This window comes from Desulfocicer niacini (genome assembly GCF_054657595.1).
The window spans coordinates 57,275-74,195 of sequence record NZ_BAAHYK010000006.1 but is presented as its reverse complement, the minus strand read 5'-3'; the positions used below and the strand labels follow the sequence as shown (position 1 = coordinate 74,195).

At 48.4% G+C, this 16,921-nt stretch carries 14 protein-coding genes and 1 tRNA gene; 13 read left to right on the top strand and 2 right to left on the bottom strand.

Annotated features, from left to right (window positions below; all coding sequences use genetic code 11):
• Positions 1 to 42 precede the first annotated feature (42 nt).
• The 12 genes from ACYQ2M_RS04445 to ACYQ2M_RS04390 all read left to right on the top strand — a co-directional run bounded on the left by ACYQ2M_RS04445 (position 43) and on the right by ACYQ2M_RS04390 (position 12,782).
• On the top strand, positions 43 to 615 hold the full coding sequence (locus ACYQ2M_RS04445; RefSeq protein ID WP_459915116.1) for an SHOCT domain-containing protein: 573 nt from the start codon (positions 43 to 45) through the stop codon (positions 613 to 615).
• On the top strand, positions 615 to 1,541 hold the full coding sequence (locus tag ACYQ2M_RS04440; protein WP_459915115.1) for a D-alanine--D-alanine ligase family protein: 927 nt from the start codon (positions 615 to 617) through the stop codon (positions 1,539 to 1,541). The genes ACYQ2M_RS04445 and ACYQ2M_RS04440 overlap by 1 nt, the downstream gene beginning before the upstream one ends.
• A 396-nt stretch (positions 1,542 to 1,937) precedes the next feature.
• Complete coding sequence (gene purD / locus ACYQ2M_RS04435) at positions 1,938 to 3,704, top strand: phosphoribosylamine--glycine ligase (RefSeq protein WP_459915114.1); 1,767 nt, start codon at positions 1,938 to 1,940, stop codon at positions 3,702 to 3,704.
• Positions 3,694 to 4,344, top strand: coding sequence for an L-threonylcarbamoyladenylate synthase (locus ACYQ2M_RS04430; protein WP_459915113.1), 651 nt, complete (start codon positions 3,694 to 3,696; stop codon positions 4,342 to 4,344). The genes purD and ACYQ2M_RS04430 overlap by 11 nt, the downstream gene beginning before the upstream one ends.
• Before the next feature lie 42 nt (positions 4,345 to 4,386).
• A tRNA-Leu gene (locus tag ACYQ2M_RS04425) sits at positions 4,387 to 4,474 on the top strand.
• 852 nt (positions 4,475 to 5,326) lie between these two features.
• The gene (locus ACYQ2M_RS04420) at positions 5,327 to 6,499 is read left to right on the top strand and encodes a saccharopine dehydrogenase family protein (protein ID WP_459915112.1); all 1,173 of its coding nucleotides are present in this window, start codon (positions 5,327 to 5,329) and stop codon (positions 6,497 to 6,499) included.
• Between the two features lie 196 nt (positions 6,500 to 6,695).
• Positions 6,696 to 7,499, top strand: a complete 804-nt coding sequence (locus ACYQ2M_RS04415; RefSeq protein ID WP_459915111.1) for an ABC transporter substrate-binding protein — start codon at positions 6,696 to 6,698, stop codon at positions 7,497 to 7,499.
• 105 nt (positions 7,500 to 7,604) lie between these two features.
• Positions 7,605 to 8,273: an amino acid ABC transporter permease gene (locus ACYQ2M_RS04410; protein WP_459915110.1), complete on the top strand. Its 669-nt coding sequence runs from the start codon at positions 7,605 to 7,607 to the stop codon at positions 8,271 to 8,273.
• 2 nt (positions 8,274 to 8,275) lie between these two features.
• Positions 8,276 to 8,929, top strand: coding sequence for an amino acid ABC transporter permease (locus ACYQ2M_RS04405; RefSeq protein ID WP_459915109.1), 654 nt, complete (start codon positions 8,276 to 8,278; stop codon positions 8,927 to 8,929).
• A gap of 11 nt (positions 8,930 to 8,940) precedes the next feature.
• Complete coding sequence (locus ACYQ2M_RS04400) at positions 8,941 to 9,678, top strand: amino acid ABC transporter ATP-binding protein (protein WP_459915108.1); 738 nt, start codon at positions 8,941 to 8,943, stop codon at positions 9,676 to 9,678.
• Positions 9,679 to 9,761: 83 nt separating this feature from the next.
• The gene (locus ACYQ2M_RS04395; RefSeq protein WP_459915107.1) at positions 9,762 to 10,493 is read left to right on the top strand and encodes an aspartate/glutamate racemase family protein; all 732 of its coding nucleotides are present in this window, start codon (positions 9,762 to 9,764) and stop codon (positions 10,491 to 10,493) included.
• A 318-nt stretch (positions 10,494 to 10,811) separates the two neighbouring features.
• Positions 10,812 to 12,782, top strand: coding sequence for a PAS domain-containing sensor histidine kinase (locus tag ACYQ2M_RS04390; protein WP_459915106.1), 1,971 nt, complete (start codon positions 10,812 to 10,814; stop codon positions 12,780 to 12,782).
• A gap of 43 nt (positions 12,783 to 12,825) precedes the next feature.
• Here the strand turns inward: ACYQ2M_RS04390 and ACYQ2M_RS04385 are convergent, their stop codons facing one another.
• Positions 12,826 to 15,069: a heavy metal translocating P-type ATPase gene (locus ACYQ2M_RS04385; RefSeq protein ID WP_459915105.1), complete on the bottom strand. Its 2,244-nt coding sequence runs from the start codon at positions 15,067 to 15,069 to the stop codon at positions 12,826 to 12,828.
• Positions 15,070 to 15,259: 190 nt separating this feature from the next.
• Entirely contained in the window at positions 15,260 to 15,463 is a 204-nt protein-coding gene (locus tag ACYQ2M_RS04380; RefSeq protein WP_459915104.1) for a heavy-metal-associated domain-containing protein, read from the bottom strand.
• 243 nt (positions 15,464 to 15,706) lie between these two features.
• Here ACYQ2M_RS04380 and ACYQ2M_RS04375 point away from each other — a divergent pair, with 243 nt between their 5' ends.
• Complete coding sequence (locus ACYQ2M_RS04375; protein WP_459915103.1) at positions 15,707 to 16,840, top strand: SprT-like domain-containing protein; 1,134 nt, start codon at positions 15,707 to 15,709, stop codon at positions 16,838 to 16,840.
• Positions 16,841 to 16,921 lie beyond the last annotated feature (81 nt).

Sequence of the window (16,921 nt, the reverse complement as noted above, 5' to 3'; positions counted from 1 at the left end):
TACATTTCCAAGCCATAGCGTTAACCACCCATTAAGGATATTATGAAATTTAAAAAACGAGATCAGGAAGGTATTTTTAAAAGCCTTTTTGCCGCCTATTTTGTATTGCTTCTCCATGTCTTTCTCCTGGCCGGTACCGGCATCACCGTTGTGCTTTTCAGGGGGGTGTACCATTATCTTCCCTGGATTATGGCTGGACTTGCCCTGCTTATTCTCGCCCTTTTCTGGATTTTTTATCTGCGCATGAAAAAAAGCACCCGGGAAATAAAGGACATTCTTGCCTTTCCTCAGTTTCAGGGTCGCAATGTTGAGATCCGGCTGCTGGGGGGCATGGCTTCGGTGAAAATAGGTGGGGGTGCCCCCGGCTCCGGCGCTTCGGACGTGATGGCCATTGGGCATACCCCGCAATCCCATGGTAATGAACTTCCCATGCTTGAGATGGGATCAGAATCAACGGATAAACGTCTTTCTGATTTGGCCCAGCTCTACTTGAACGATTTGATTACTAAAGAAGAGTTTGATCTGGCCAAGCAGGAGATCTTTAATAACAAGGATAATGACGAACCCATCCATAATGAAACCATTCATCTGAACAAAGATGCAGGGGGAATGTGATGCAGAAAATTAGGCTGGCACTCTTGTCCGGGGGAGATACCCCGGAACGAGACGTTTCTTTGAACAGTGGTGAACAGGTGTATGCGGCCCTGGACAAGAATAAATACGATATAACCCGGTATGATCCCAAGACGGATCTGGCACGGCTTGTGGCCAATGCCGCGGTCATTGATGTGGCTCTGTTGATTCTCCATGGCCCCAACGGAGAGGACGGCACCGTGCAGGGACTTTTGGATCTGTTGAAAATTCCCTATCAGGGGGCCGGGGTGCTTGGCAGTTCCCTTGCCATGAACAAACTGGCAGCCAAGCAGATGTACATTCAAGCCGGTATTCCAGTACCGGCGCACCGGGTGATTCATAAAACCATGATCCGGGATACGGCATGGTATGTGGAACAACTGGGGCTGCCCCTGGTGGTAAAACCGGTGTGTGCCGGTTCCAGTGTGGGGATGTCCATTGTCAGAGATGCAGAAAATTTTGTGGATGCCGTTCAAAAGGCCCTGGCATTTGATGATGTGGTGATGATTGAATCTTATGTGGACGGGGTGGAGCTTACCTGCGGGGTGCTGGGAAACGATACCCTGGAGGCTCTGCCCATCATTGAAATTCTGCCCGGTGAAGGGTTTGAGTTTTTTGACTACACCGCCAAATATACGGCCGGAGCCACCGAGGAGATCTGTCCGGCCCGCATAGACGATGTCATCCGGGATCAGGCCCAGGCCCATGCCGTGGCTGCCCACAGGGCATTGTTTCTGAAGGGATATAGCCGCACGGACATGATCCTTTCCCATGGCGGACTGTTTGTCCTGGAAACCAACACAATTCCCGGAATGACCGCCACCAGTCTTTATCCCCAGTCGGCCCGGGAGGCCGGATATTCCTTTCCCGTACTTCTGGATCGTCTGATTGCGCTGGCCATGGAATAGTTCTTTCAATAAACCCATGTGGCAGCATGATTTTGTCACAACAAATATTGAAAAGGGCATTATGCCGCCCCTCCCCCGACGGGCAATGGGCCCGGACCGGAACTGTAGACAGTTCGATTGTCCGGTTCCTATTGCCCATCGGGGGAGGGGCTCTGCTGAGGTCGATTTGAAGGCTATCGTTTCATATAATTTACATGGCTGTAAGCACCAGCCACAACGAAAAATGAAAAAGCAGTTGCTATCAGTACCCAGCACCTAATACCCAGTACCTGCTGTTTCATATAAAAAACATACATGGCAGTAAATACCTGCCACAACGAAAGCTAAAACTCTCATTATTACAGCATTTTAGAAGGCGTTTCATATAAAAAATAACAGATCAGGAGAAAATAAAAAATGAAGATTCTTGTGGTGGGAAGTGGCGGCCGAGAGCATGCCCTTATTTGGAAGATTGCCCAGAGCCCTCTGGTGGATAAAATTTATTGTGCACCGGGCAATGCCGGTACAGCCATTGCTGCAGAAAATGTGGCCATTGGTGCTGAAGACATTGAGGCCCTGGCCGCCTTTGCCGGAGAAAACGACATTGATCTCACCGTTGTGGGACCCGAAGCGCCCCTGGCCATGGGTATTGTGGACCTGTTTGAAGAAAAGGGGCTCAAGGCCTTTGGTGCCTCCGGCAAAGGAGCCCAGCTGGAGGCCAGCAAAATTTTTGCCAAAAACATCATGGAAAAATACGGGATTCCCACGGCTCGGGGCAGGGCTTTCAGCGATGTGGGCAAGGCCCGGGATTACATCCGCAGCATGGGCGCTCCCCTGGTGGTGAAGGCCGACGGCCTGGCAGCCGGTAAGGGGGTGTTTGTATGCGCCACTGAAGATGAGGCTTTGAATGCCCTGGATGCCATGATGAAAGACGGTATATTCGGAGATGCCGGTTCCCTGGTGGTGGTGGAAGAATGCCTTGAAGGTGAGGAAGCTTCATTCATTGCATTGACCGATGGAAACACCGTATTGCCCATGCCCACCTCCCAGGATCACAAGCGGATCTTTGACAATGATGAAGGCCCCAATACCGGTGGCATGGGAGCTTACTCCCCCGCCCCGGTGCTGGATTTCATGCTCCGGGATCGGGCCATGAAAGAGGTGATGATTCCCGCGGTAAAGGGCATGGCTGCAGAGGGTATTCCCTTTAAGGGCGTGCTTTATGCCGGGCTTATGATCCACAAAGACCAGATAAAGGTTCTGGAATTCAATGTACGCCTGGGTGATCCTGAAACCCAGCCCATTCTCATGCGTTTAAAAAGCGATCTGGTGCCCCTCATGGAGGCCTGCGTGGACGGCAACCTGCACAAATTTACCACGGACATTGATCGTAAAAGTACCATGTGTGTTGTCATGGCCGCCGGAGGGTATCCGGGCAGTTATGAAAAGGGGGCTGTCATTGATGGCCTTGATGCTGCTGCAGAGCTTGAAGACACCGTGGTGTTCCATGCCGGAACAGCCATGGCAGGGGATAAAGTGACTGCCGTGGGGGGCCGGGTTCTGGGGGTTACAGCCCGGGGGGACGGGGTGAAGGATGCCATGGACAAGGCTTATGCCGCCTGTGCTAAAATTTCCTGGAAGGAGTGCTTTTACCGAAAGGACATCGGGGCCAAGGCCCTTGCACGATTGTCCGTGCCCCCAAGGGTGGGGGTGATCATGGGCAGTGATTCCGATCTGCCGGTGATGGAGCAGGCCCTGAAGATGCTTAAAAAATTTGATATTCCCTATGAGGTAACCGTGGCTTCGGCCCATCGCACTCCGGCCCGGGCAGAGGCATTTGCAAAAACGGCCCGGGAAAAGGGCATGGGAGTGATTATTGCCGGAGCAGGACATGCCGCTCACCTTGCAGGAGTGCTTGCAGCCCACACCACCCTGCCTGTTGTGGGGGTTCCCATTGATTCATCGGCATTGCAGGGTATGGATTCTCTGCTGGCAACGGTGCAGATGCCACCGGGGGTTCCGGTGGGTACCATGGCGCTGGGAAAATCAGGTGCCATGAATGCCGGTATTTTTGCGGCCCAGATTCTGGCCGTGTCCGATGCGGTGCTGGCAGAAAAGCTGGCTGCTTATAAGCAGGAGATGGCGGACAAGGTCAATAAAAGGGCAGAGAACCTTGCCTGGTAGCCATAAAATAATAACCGTGAAGCCTGTTTCTCCCCATGAAGCGGTTGTGGAACGGGCAGCTGATTTCATTAAAAAAGGGGGGATGGTGGTCTTTCCGGCCAAATGTCTGTATGGGCTGGCGGTGGATGCCTTTAATCCTGAAGCGGTTGCCCGGATATTCAAGGTGAAACAGCGCCCTCCGACCAATCCTATCCTGGTATTGATTCCCGATGTGTCTGTTCTGGAACAGCTGGTGACAGGGGTGTCTTCTGCTGCCCGGGCAATCATGGATCGGTTTTGGCCCGGGGATGTAACCCTGGTGTTTAAAGCCAGCCCGGATCTGCCCTATGTGCTCACCGCTTCAACCGGCAAAATCGGTGTACGTCTGCCCCAGCATCCCGTTGCCCGGGCACTGGTAAAGGCTGTCGGTATGCCGGTGACCGGTACCAGCGCCAATATTTCCGGTGAAAAGGGCTGTGTCAGGGCGGATGCCCTTGATATCCGTCTGTTGCAGGAGGTTGATATGGTGCTGGATGCAGGGACCTTAAAGGGGGGACAGGGCTCTACGGTGGTGGATGTCACCCATTCACCACCCAGGGTTTTGCGCCGGGGAGGAATAGGGGAGACTGAAATTTTACAATGTGTTTCAGGAATTCATTGACAAAACCGTTCTTTTGCCTTAAAAGGACAGAATAAAAAATATGCCGGAGTGGTGGAATTGGTAGACGCAGAGGACTCAAAATCCTCCGGGCCTTGCGCCCTTGAGAGTTCAAGTCTCTCCTCCGGCACCATATAAATAAAGGCTTTCAGCGTTTTCGTTGGAAGCCTTTTTTATTTTGATTTTGGAGACTGTGCCCAAAATTATCCCCATAGATGAATTCAGGTATTTTTCCTGCTTTTGAGATGGCATATTCAAATCATTTTCATTGACGATGTCGCCTTCGTTATTTTGGGAATGAAGATGAATGGGGCCTTGCCTTTTACAGTTATGCCCATGACAAATATGAGACATTCGTATTTCCTTATGGGAAATTCTTTGGGACACCAGAAATGGCTGTTGAAACAGCTGCTGGTCTCCATCTTTAATTCATTGTTGAGTTCAAGGCCTATATAGTGGCCATTCTGGCATATGTTAAAGCACCCCATAGAATTCAGCCTCCCCCCACCGCGTATCAACAATAGCCTGAAATTAACTTTAAAAAAAATTGACAACAAGTAAAGAATGTGAACTTATGGATACATTGAAAAATTTAAAATTTAATGGCACCCATGAAAAAGCAGAATCTTGAAGCGTTTGCATATGAATCCATAAATAGGGCTTATCCTCAAAGGATATTTTAAGCCCGTGGACTTCCTTCTTGAAACCGAACTTGCAGATAAACTTGATCTGAGCCGGGCCCCCACCCCATCCGGCAGACTCTGGCCAAACTTGTCGCTTGATGCAGCAGCATGTGCGATCAACTATTGAAAAAATATTTATAAGAATATAGCGTCTTTGGGCATACAAATGGGCGTGGTCCTGTTACGCCGCCCACTGCGACGGAAGGCCCAGTGAGCAAGCCCAGATGATCATTGGCAGGCAGAAAATTCATATCCATTAATGGATCCATTAATGGATATCGTTATTAACAATCGAGGTGAATATGAAATTTCTTGTTTTAGGGGGGTGCGGACTCCAGGGAAGAACTGTATTACATGATCTGGCTTCTGATAAAGATGTCAGAGAAATCATCTGCGGCGATGTTCGGTTTGAAGACCTGTCAAAAATTAAAAATTTTACGGATATGAGTAAAATCACAACCGCCACGGTGGATGCCGGTGATAAGGATGCGCTTGTCACGCTTTGCAAAAAGGTGGATGTGGTCATTGATCTGCTGCCAAGGCATTTCATGCAAACAGTCAATCAGGCAGCCCTTGAAGCCGGGGTCAGTGTTGTTAATACCAACTATGAATACAATGCTGAGACCCTTGATGGGGCGGCAAAAAACGCAGGCATTGCCATACTGCCAGAATGCGGCCTGGACCCGGGAATAGATCTGATCATCTATGGGCAGGCCCAGAGAAAATTTGATGAACTCCATGTCATTAAATCGTACTGCGGTGGATTTCCTGAAAAAAGCGTCTGCGACAATCCGTTGAATTATAAGTTGTCATGGACCTGGAACGGTGTACTCAGTTCAACCATGAGAGATGGCAAGATTATCAAAGAGAAACAGATCATTGACATTCCTGCCATGAACCAGCATGATGAGGACTCTATTCATGCCATTGATTTCCCGGGACTCGGACAACTTGAAGCCATACCCAATGGAGATGCGGTCTATTTTACCACATTGATGGGATTGACAGATACGATCAAAGAAACAGGCAGATACTCATTGAGGTGGCCCGGGTGGAGTGCTTTCTGGCGACCGCTGAAACAGCTGGGCTTTTTAAGTAATGAACCCGTGGCGGGCTTTGACTGTCAAGTTACTCCCTTTCATTTCCTTGACAAATTTCTTGGACCCCAGCTGGAATATGGCGCCGATGAAAAAGATCTCACTGCCATGATAAACGTTTTTGAAGGCATAAAAGACAATAAAAAGACCCGGTTTACAAGTTCCATGCTCATTGAAAGAGATCTTGAGACGGGCATAATGGCCATGAGCAAGGGCGTGGGGTACACCGCTGCAATCGTGGCAAGGATGCTGGCAAAAGGCATCATCCGTGAAAAGGGCGTTCTATCACCATTAAGACACGTTCCGGCCGAAGCGTTCATGAACCAGCTTAAGAAGCGGGGAATAGAGATTAAGGAGGAAACCATCATCATGGATTAAAAAGCCTCTGCTGCGTTGTTATCGCTTAATTTTAGAGGGACAGACAGCCCATGAAATATGCTGCCATGATCGCAAGTCCCGCACCTGTCACAGGTGGCGGGGCTTGCGGATACGCGCCTCTGAAATTCAGCATGAATAATGTACTGTGGCTTTTTTTCTGCAGGAAAATAAACAAAAACGTCAAAAGGAGAAAAAAATGAAATCAAGAAAACTTTTATCATTCGTACTGGGACTGACACTCATGGTATTTTTGACCGGGATCTGTTTTGCAGGGACCTTGACAGAGATTACGAAACGAGGCGAATTACGAGTGGCTGTTCAGTCCGGAGCTGCCCCCTATGCCTTTGTCGATAAAAACGGAGAGCAGGCAGGTTCCATGATTGATTTTGCCAAAGGCATGGCGGACGCAATGGGCGTAAAGCTTGTTATTCTTGATTTTGATTGGGATGGACTGATCCCGGCTCTTCTGTCCGGCAAAGCAGATATTCTGGCTGCGGACATGACCCCCACCCTGAAACGTGCCCTCAAGATTTCTTTCACCGACCCATGGATCCATGTGCAACCCTGCATTTTTACCAAAACCGATGCGGCATTTAAAACCTTTGAGGATGTAAACAAAGCAGGCGTTACCGTGGGTGTACTCCTGGGTTCCACCGGTGAAAACATTGCAAAAAAATATCTGCCCAATGCCACCATTAAATCTTATAAAGGCGGGGGCAGAATGGTTGTTCAGGCACTGCTTGCCGGTCATGTGGATGCCGGTGTCAATGATGACCTTGCGGTTCTGACTGTTCTGCCGGACTTTCCTCCCAACTCCATCCGTCTGCTGGACAAACGCCTGGGGCATGGTAAAGATCCCCTTTCTTTTGGCGTTCGCCACGATTCTGTGAACCTGTGGCAATGGATTAATCTCTATTTTGAAACCGTTCGAAACAACGGGGAATATGACAAGAATATTTCCTACTGGCTTGAAGGTGTAGAATGGAAAAAAGATCATTGATCCATGGTGTTGAATCTGGTGACACAATAAACTGATCCACCTGCGTATACATGGGTGCCCTTTAATAATAAAAAGGGCACCTTATCTAAAGAAACGGATGGTGTCATGCTGACTGATTTTAATTTTAGAATCATAATGGAGTATATGCCCCTTTTTCTGGGGGGGCTGAGATCCACCTTTTTAATTTCGCTTATTTCCATTTTTTTGGCACTGGCTACAGGAATCGTTGCTTGTGCCTGCCGCATTTCGTCCATAAAACTCATTAAATATCCCTCAATTGCCTACATTGAAATTGTTCGATCCACCCCCCTTCTGGTCCAGATCTATTTTCTCTATTTTGGATTGCCGACCCTGGGACTGAAAATCCCTGAAATCCAGACAGGCATTCTTGCACTGATGCTCAACTCCGGTGCCTATATTGCAGAGATCATACGGGCAGGGATTAATTCCGTGGATCCGGGACAGTTGGAGGCAGGTGTGTCATCGGGCCTGAATTATTTCCAGCGGATGCGATTCATCGTTCTTCCCCAGGCCCTGGGCGTGACCATTCCGCCGCTCCTGGGTCAAGCCATTGTGCTGGTCAAGGATTCCGCCCTGCTTTCCCTGATATCTGTGGCAGAGCTGACCCGAAGCGGTCAGACCATGACATCGGAACGTTTCATGCCCTCTGAAGCCTTTTTTACCGTAGCATTCTTTTATATGTGCATCTATTTCTGCCTTAAAGCGCTGGCAGACTGGTCTCAACGAAAACTGATTTTCAGGGAGGCCTACTGATTATGATGGCATTTTACTTTGCACGGCTGATGGAAATCTTTCCTTTTTTTCTTAAGGGGTTATGGATGACAAGCAAGATTGCTTTTATCAGTCTTGTCACCTGTACTCTACTGGGATTTATCCTTGGTATTTTAAAGTCAGGCAACAATAAAATTTTTAAGTGGATCATCGGCACCTATGTGGCATTTGTTCGGGGAACGCCCTTTGTGGTGCAGGTGTTTATTATCTTTTTTATTTTACCTGAATGGGGTCTGCAATTAACCGCTTTTCCAGCGGCACTTCTGGCCATGGGAATCATGGGCTCTGCCTTTATCTGTGAAATCGTGGCCGGCGGAATCTCTTCCATTCCAAAAGGACAATGGGAAGCGGGTACAGCTGCCGGTTTAAGCCTTTTACAGCAATTCAGATGGATCATCATTCCCCAATCCATGAAGGTGATTTTACCTCCCCTTGTTGGACAATACGTTTTGCTTATTAAAGACACTTCCGTGGTATCTGTAATCGGGGTCATGGAATTGACCCGGGTGGGATGGGTCACCGTTGTCAGGATACCTGAAGGCTTGATGGTATTTTCACTGGTCGGTCTTCTCTATTTTTCAATTTCATATCCACTGATTCTGCTTTCAAATTATCTGGAACGGAAGATGGCAGCCTAAAGGAATATCCCATGGAAAACATAATAGAATTTAAAGATGTTAACAAATGGTTCGGCAAGAACCATGTATTGAAAGAGATTAACCTGACAATACCCAAAGGTGAAATTTTGGTCATCTGCGGACCCAGCGGATCTGGCAAATCTACTTTGATCAGGTGTATCAACCGGCTTGAAAATATCCAGAAAGGTGAAATCTTCGTCAATAATATACCGGTGCATGATAAATCTGCAAAGCTCACCCGCTTAAGGGCAGAAATAGGATTTGTATTCCAGCAGTTCCACCTCTATCCCCACATGACGGTTCTGCAAAATATTACTCTTGCACCCATTCAGGTAAAAAAAATGAACCGGAAAAAAGCAGAAGAGATCGCCATGGCAAAACTGGAGCAGGTGGGCTTAACCGACAAATATGGTGCCTACCCGGCACAGTTATCCGGCGGGCAGCAGCAACGTGTTGCCATTGCCCGTGGACTTGCCATGTCTCCTGAGATTATGCTTTTTGACGAACCCACATCCGCTCTTGATCCTGAAATGATCGGTGAGGTCCTTGATGTTATGGTTAATTTAGTATCTGAAGGCATTACCATGTGTGTGGTCACACATGAAATGGGGTTTGCCAAAAAAGTGGCACACCGGGTTCTGTTCATGGATGAAGGTAAAATTATTGAAACCGGTACTCCCTCTGAATTCTTTGATAATCCCCAGACTGACCGTGCGGCCAATTTTATCAGTATGATCCTGACCCATTAATCGTTGGGGGGACATCATGTCATTTTAATGTTTCCTTGTGTCCGTCAGGACATGTTGAGTTATAAAAATAAAGAGTGTCGCTGATGACAAAGACAGATTGTTTTTCGAAAACGCCATTGATAGGTATTCTATGCTGGGAAGAAGGGCGCATTCCCAGAGGCCTTGTGCAACTGGAAGCACTTAAAGGCAACAGCACCAACCCCGATACCTTCCCCTTCCCCTTAAGATATTCAAGAGTCAAAGGCGCAAACATTCATACGATTCTTGAAAATCCTTGCCCCAAGGTCCTGCAAACCATGATCAAGGAAGCCCGTAAAATGGAAAAGCAGGGAATCAAGGCCATCACGACAAGCTGTGGGTTTAACGCTATTTTTCAAAGAGAGCTGGCAGATTCCGTCACCATACCCGTATTTACTTCCAGTTTGATGCAGATACCGCTGGTGCACAAGATGACCGGAAAACAACAGAGTACAGGCGTTATTACCGCTAAAAAATCAGCTCTTTCTGAACAGCATTTAAAAAATGCAGGTATAACTGAAAATATGCCGATTTTGATCCAGGGGCTGGAAGCATGCGCTGAGTGGAATAAAATTTTCACGTCCCCTGGGGAAGAGATAGACATTTCCACAGTGGAAAAAGATGTGGTATCCAGCGCATGCAACATGATGGATGCAGCGGATATCGGGGCATTCGTTCTGGAATGTACTGATCTGCCACCTTTTTCCAGGGCTGTCAGAAAAGCCACAGGAAGACCGGTATTTGATTTTGTCACCCTGACAAATTATGTATATCAGGGAATTCTCAATGCCGGATAGTGTTTTGTTTATGGCAACACCATGAATCAGTTCCTCTGAAAGCCCTTTACTTTTAGCTTTACTTTAAACGCTTTTCTTGGCATTTTTAATTGTTTACTGGAATTATATTAAGTTATCAATAAGTCCGGGCATTTAGTGTTTATTTTGAATAGCGCCCGGTGTTTAAAGGATAATCAGATTTAATGAGCCCGAGGTTATTAAAAATTTACGAGAATTGTGTGAGATATCAGTGTTGTTGAATGGAGTGAGCAGGTTTCATGTTACTTGATTCCATAAAGACTGACAATATGAACCCCATGTGATAAATGAGTATATACAATGCCTTCCTCCCAGACAAACCATGACTTAAAACAGCAGTGGGATCAGCTTCAGCAGAAACATGAGGCCTTGAACAAACTCTTGGAAGAAAAAGAAGCACAACTTGCCATGATTCTCAAGGGAAAGTCCGATGCCATTGTCCGCATTGACCGACAGTTTCGTAATGTCTATGCCAACCAGGCATTTTACGATACCATGGGTTTTTCTCCTGACCAGTATCTGGGAAGCACCAATGAAGAAGTCGGTATTTCGGTAGAGCTGTGTGAGCTGTTTCGGGAAAAATACCTTCACGTATTTGAGACCGCTTCCCCGGTGACTTTTGAATTTGAATATACCACGCCCGCTAATGGAATAAGTGCGTTCCAGGCGGAGGTTTCACCGGAGATGGACGAAAAAGGACATATTCCCACCATTATAAGCTGTATCCGAGATATCTCCGAACTCAAGCAGAAGGAAAATGCGCTTGCCTGGGCCCAGGAACACTGGCAACATACCTTTGATTCCATTTCCGACTGGGTGAGCATCGTTGATGATGATTGCCGAATCCTGAAAACCAATGAAAGCAGTCAATTCTTTATCCGGCAATCACCCAAAGAGATTGTTGGCAGGCATTGCCATGATATCATTGCCAGCTGCCTTGACATTGAGCCATGTCCCCTGGAGCAGGCCCTGGCAACATCGCAACGGGTGTCCCATGAGGTTCAGCAGGCCGATGGAAAGTGGTGGCTCATCACCGTGGATCCACTTTTGAAAAAGGGTCAGAAATCCTGTCAGGCGGTTCATATTGTCCGGGATATCACCATGTTGAAGTTTCGGGAAAAGCAAAACGTGCAGTCCAAGAAGAATGCCGCTTTCAGGGTGCTGGCCGGTGGCATCGCCCATGATTATAATAATCTGCTTGCCGTGATCATGGGCAATCTTTCCCTGGCCATTGATTCTTTTTCCGGGGATGATGATCGCCTTTCTTTTCTTAAGGAAGCCGAGGTTTCCGTGCGAATGGCAAGGGATCTGAGCCATAAGTTTCTGGCCATTTCCGGGTATGAGTACAGCCAGAAAAATATCGGCAAGCTCAATGATGCACTCAAGTCAGCCGTGGGGGATATTTCCCGCATTGAAAACCTTAAAATTGTGCTGGACATAGATTCCGACCTGTGGCCGGTTAATTTTGACGTGGCCCAGATGGGGATCTTGTTTCAGAATTTGGTGATCAATGCCGTGGAGTCCATGCACCATGGAGGAATGCTCACCCTCCGGGCAAAAAATCAAATGATCCCCCAGAATCTCTCCAACATGAACTATTTTAAAACACCGGGTGGTGGGCGGTTTGTTCAAATTGATATAGAAGATACCGGTTCCGGTATTCCTGAGCAGATACTGCCTAAAATTTTCGATCCCTATTTTTCCACCAAGCAGCGGGGGGTGCAAAAGGGGATGGGGCTTGGCCTTGCCGTGGTAAGTTCCATACTGGAAAGCCATGGGGGAACGATTACCATTGATTCCCAGCCAGAAAAAGGTACCCGCATGTCTGTATTAATACCTGCCTATGATCCCAAACGGATGATTCATCTGTTTGGAGACAAGACTGATTCGAAAAAGGAAGGTATCAAAATCATGGTGATGGATGATGAGATCGCCATGCGGCGGCTCATGGGAAACATCCTCCAGAGCGTGGGATACCGGGTGGAGCTGGTGGAGGACAGCACCTCTGCCATAAAAGCCTTTACCGCCGCCGTCAGTGATGGTGATCCCTTTGACGCCGTGATTCTGGACCAGATAATCTGCGGTGACATTTGCGGCAGTGACACCCTTAAAAAATTAAAAGACATTGACGGGACAGTGAAGTCCATAGTGATCAGTGGTTCCCCCCATAGCCCCACCATGACCAATTATAAGGAGTTCGGATTTGATTTGGCCCTTATTAAACCTTATACTCGCAATGAGGTCCATAGCCTGCTTCGCAAGCTGTTTTGAAACGCTAACATCCCCTGGCTGACTCTGATCTGAAAAGGCAGATTTAATCCAGCTTTGCCCGGGTCAATCGAAGGCTGTTGGCCACCACGGACAGACTGCTCATGGCCATGGCCATGGCCGCCAGTATGGGATGAAGTTGCTGTAAAAATGCCGGTGCCCATTGCATGGGAGCCAGAACACCAGCGGCAACGGGAATCAGTACAATATTGTAGCAGAAGGCAAAAAATAGATTCTGCCGCACGGTCCCCATGGTTTTTTGTCCGAGATCCAGAGCCCTTGGAATCCCCATGAGACTGCCGCCTGAAAGGATTACTTCTCCGGTTTCAATGGCCACATCCGTGCCGGTGCCAATGGCAAAGCCCACCTGGGCCTGGGCCAGTGCCGGCGCGTCGTTAATGCCATCCCCCACCATGCCCACCTGTTTTCCTTTTTCCTGAAGCGTTTTGACGATGGCGGCCTTGTCCCCGGGCTGCACCTCTGCAAAAAAAGTGTCAATCCCCGCCTGGTTGGCAATGGCCCGGGCCGTCTGGGGATTATCTCCGGTGATCATGGCCACGGACAGGTGTTTTGCCTTTAAACGCTCAATGGCTTGCCTGGAATCAGGTTTCAGTTCATCGGTGACGGAGATGAGCCCCAGGGGTGTGTGGTTTTGCACCAGCACCATGACGGTTTTGCCCTGGTCCTGCAGATTTTTGATGTCAGCGGCAAAGGCCTTTATATCCACGCCTTCGGATATGAACCACTGGGGGTTGCCCAGACGGTGATAAACGCCGTCAAGGAGGGCCGACACCCCGTGTCCTTCATGGGCCATGAACTGCTGTGGAGAAATCAGGGTAAGATCTTCGGCCCGGGCTGCCTTGACAATGGCCTTTCCAATGGGATGTTCAGATCCCTTTTCCAGGGATGCTGCGGATTGAAGAAGCCTTTGGGCGGTGAATGAGGCATCGGCCAAGGGGATCAAATCCCCCACAACGGGTTTTCCCCGGGTGAGGGTGCCGGTTTTGTCGAGAACAATGGTGGTCAGGCCTGTGGTATTTTCAAGGGAGGCACTGCTTTTAAACAAAATGCCATGTTCTGCACCCTTGCCGGTTCCTGCCATGATGGCCGTGGGGGTGGCAAGCCCCAGGGCGCAGGGGCATGCGATGACCAGAACGGCCACCAGTCGGATCATGGCCGTGACAGGATCTCCGGTGATAAAATACCACACGGCCATGGTGACAAGGGCAATGAGAATCACCGAAGGCACAAAAATAGCGGCCACCTTATCGGCCAGGGCCTGTATGGGGGCTTTGCTGCCCTGGGCTTCCTGAACCATGCGGATGATCTGGGCAAGCACTGTGTCCCGTCCCACCCGGGTGGCCTCCACCATCAACATGCCCTGGCCGTTGATGGTCCCGCCTGTCACCATATCCCCCGTTTTTTTGTCCACAGGCAAAGGTTCACCGGTGAGCATGGATTCATCCACCGCAGACCCGCCGGAAAGAATCTGACCATCCACGGGAATGCGTTCACCCGCATGCACAAGCACCTGATCATTGATCTGTACTTGGGAAATGGGGATTTCTTTTTCCTGCTCTGCCTTGACGATGGTGGCTGTTTTGGCTTGCAGCCCCATGAGTTTTTTGATGGCACCCCCGGTTTTACCCTTGGTTTTTGACTCCATAAGCTTGCCAAGTTTGATCAGGGTGATTATCATGGCCGCTGTTTCAAAGTACACATGGTCCCCCAACCATGGCATGAAAAGAAGAAAAAAGGAATAAAAATACGCCACGGAAGATCCCAATGCCACCAGGACATCCATGTTGGCGCTTTTATTCATAACGCTTTTAAAGCCGCCCACATAATAGTCCCAGCCAGTATAAAACTGCACAGGTGTTGCCAGGCACAGAAACAGCCAGTTCATAAAGGGGGCATGGCTCCAGGGGCCTGTGAGTGAAAAATCCCTTGCCATGCTCAATATAAAAAGAGGCAGAGTAAAGATGATACCCACCAGAAATTTTCGGGTTTGATCCTTTATTTCTGTTTCCTGGGCTGCGGTGTGTGCATCCTCTGCCGTGGTGAAGGCATCGGGAACAATGAGATGAAATCCTGCCTTTTCAATTGCGGCTGCCATGACTTCAACCGGGGCCTCGGAAGGGATGTGGGTTATGGATACCTGTTCCGAGGCAAAATTCACCGATGCTTTGATGACACCGGGGACTTTACGGTTTAAAATACGCTCAATGTTGGCTGCACAATTGGCACAAGTCATGCCGGTGACGGGAAAGGAAACAGTGCTGGGTTTCATTGAATGAATCTCCTTTTCTCTTTCGGACTTATCATGACACAGGCCACGTCGGGTAGGGCAAATAGCCGGATATAGTAGTTTTCGTTGAAAAGTTTCTTTGTGTGGGGCTTGCCGACGCTATACCCAACCCCGATGATCCTGACTTGTTCCAGAATCTTCCCCGGATGTCCGTAGGAATAAACCTTGCTGATTATATTGCTGGATAATTGATTTCTTTGAGTATTGCCTTAATTTTGTCCACTGTCTGTGAATTATCAAATTTGACTGTAATGTTGCGGGTCACGGGATCACCTACCACGTCTGTGATGCCTTTTTGCTCCATCAATTCGTTTTTGATGGCATTGACACAGTGAGCACAGCTGATGTTGGGAATGCTAAAGGTTTGTTTTTCCATGATGCTCTCCTTTATTGATTTGTGTTCTGGAATGGCTGAAAATTTTTTGAGCTTGTTTTATCTAGCTGCTTTAAAATATACCATTGCCCGCTGGAGTCAATGGATAGATACCACAAAGTGGCTTTTGCCATGAAATCATTTTTTACCTTTGATGGGTTGAATCCCCGGTGGAGCGGCATTGTAAATCGTTCAGAGGATTCATTGGCATTGAATTTTACAAATTAAAATAAATATGGAGATGTTTTGACGGAACAATCAGGCCGAGTCCAGGAAAAACTTGAACGTCAGATGGTTGAACGGCTTCAATATGAATGGAAAAAGATTTACCATGATGTGAGATATGCAGACCAAGCCCTGGCATTGCGACTGACCATGCCTTCCATTGTACTGATGGATATGAAAGCCTGCCTGGGCCAATGGGTACCGGATGTACAGGAGATTCGTCTGAATCGCAGTCTACTGATGAACGGTCGGTGGGATTCTGTTTGTGAGGTGCTGCGCCATGAAGTGGCCCATCAGATGGCAAGCTTATATCCCGAATATCAACTACAGCCCCCCCATGGCGATGTTTTTAAGGCATGCTGTAAAAAAACAAATGCCAATCCCCGGGCTTCGGGTACCTATCAGACTCTGGAACAGCGGGTGTGGGAAGATACCGACAATGAACCGGATAGAATCATGGGCAAAGTCAAAAAACTCATGGGACTTGCCGCTTCAAAGAACAGGTTTGAGGCAGCGGCGGCAGCGGCCAAGGCAAATCAGCTTATTTCCCGGTATAACATTGATCTGATCCGCCATGATAAACCCCGGCATTTTGAGTCTATTATTCTCACCGATCCGGTGTTGAAACGCAGTCAGTCGGCATGTCTGGCCGCAGTGATTTTGAATTCATTTTATTTTGTGGAAACGGTGTGGATCACCTCTTTCGTGCCTTCCCATGGACGAGCAGGCTATGTCCTTGAGATCACCGGAACAGTGACCAATATAAAGATTGCCGATTATGTGTTTCATTATATTTTACAATATGCGGAATCCAGCTGGAGGGAATACAAAAAGGCGCATCCCTCCTGCCGGAGCAGATCCGGATACATGAGTGGTGTGGTGGCGGGATTCAGGGAAAAACTTGATGAACAGCACAGGGGAACCATGGCTCGGACAACGGACGGCCATGAATTAAAAGCCCTTGTTGCCATGGGAGATAAACGCCTGGCCCGGCATTTTCAGATGAGATACCCCCGTATGCGAACGACTTCCTTCACCCACAGCAGTGCCAGTCGTTCCGCCTATGAGTCGGGAAAAGAACAAGGGCGGAACCTTAATATTTCCAAGGGGATTACTTCCCAAGGGGACAATTCCGGCCGATTGATCGGTCAATAAAAGGATCCGATATTATTGGGGGTTGGTTATAACAGGTCTTGGTCGTAAGATGAGCCACTCACTCTGGGGAGAAACATTCTA

What these genes read in the sequence shown, in the direction of transcription:
- ACYQ2M_RS04410 (WP_459915110.1), top strand. Translation starts at nt 7,605, where the DNA reads ATGCTGACTGATTTTAATTTTAGAATCATAATGGAGTATATGCCCCTT.
- ACYQ2M_RS04405 (WP_459915109.1), top strand. Translation starts at nt 8,276, where the DNA reads ATGATGGCATTTTACTTTGCACGGCTGATGGAAATCTTTCCTTTTTTT.
- ACYQ2M_RS04445 (WP_459915116.1), top strand. Translation starts at nt 43, where the DNA reads ATGAAATTTAAAAAACGAGATCAGGAAGGTATTTTTAAAAGCCTTTTT.
- ACYQ2M_RS04440 (WP_459915115.1), top strand. Translation starts at nt 615, where the DNA reads ATGCAGAAAATTAGGCTGGCACTCTTGTCCGGGGGAGATACCCCGGAA.
- ACYQ2M_RS04415 (WP_459915111.1), top strand. Translation starts at nt 6,696, where the DNA reads ATGAAATCAAGAAAACTTTTATCATTCGTACTGGGACTGACACTCATG.
- ACYQ2M_RS04390 (WP_459915106.1), top strand. Translation starts at nt 10,812, where the DNA reads ATGCCTTCCTCCCAGACAAACCATGACTTAAAACAGCAGTGGGATCAG.
- ACYQ2M_RS04380 (WP_459915104.1), bottom strand. Translation starts at nt 15,463, where the DNA reads ATGGAAAAACAAACCTTTAGCATTCCCAACATCAGCTGTGCTCACTGT.
- ACYQ2M_RS04420 (WP_459915112.1), top strand. Translation starts at nt 5,327, where the DNA reads ATGAAATTTCTTGTTTTAGGGGGGTGCGGACTCCAGGGAAGAACTGTA.
- ACYQ2M_RS04385 (WP_459915105.1), bottom strand. Translation starts at nt 15,069, where the DNA reads ATGAAACCCAGCACTGTTTCCTTTCCCGTCACCGGCATGACTTGTGCC.
- ACYQ2M_RS04395 (WP_459915107.1), top strand. Translation starts at nt 9,762, where the DNA reads ATGACAAAGACAGATTGTTTTTCGAAAACGCCATTGATAGGTATTCTA.
- purD (WP_459915114.1), top strand. Translation starts at nt 1,938, where the DNA reads ATGAAGATTCTTGTGGTGGGAAGTGGCGGCCGAGAGCATGCCCTTATT.
- ACYQ2M_RS04400 (WP_459915108.1), top strand. Translation starts at nt 8,941, where the DNA reads ATGGAAAACATAATAGAATTTAAAGATGTTAACAAATGGTTCGGCAAG.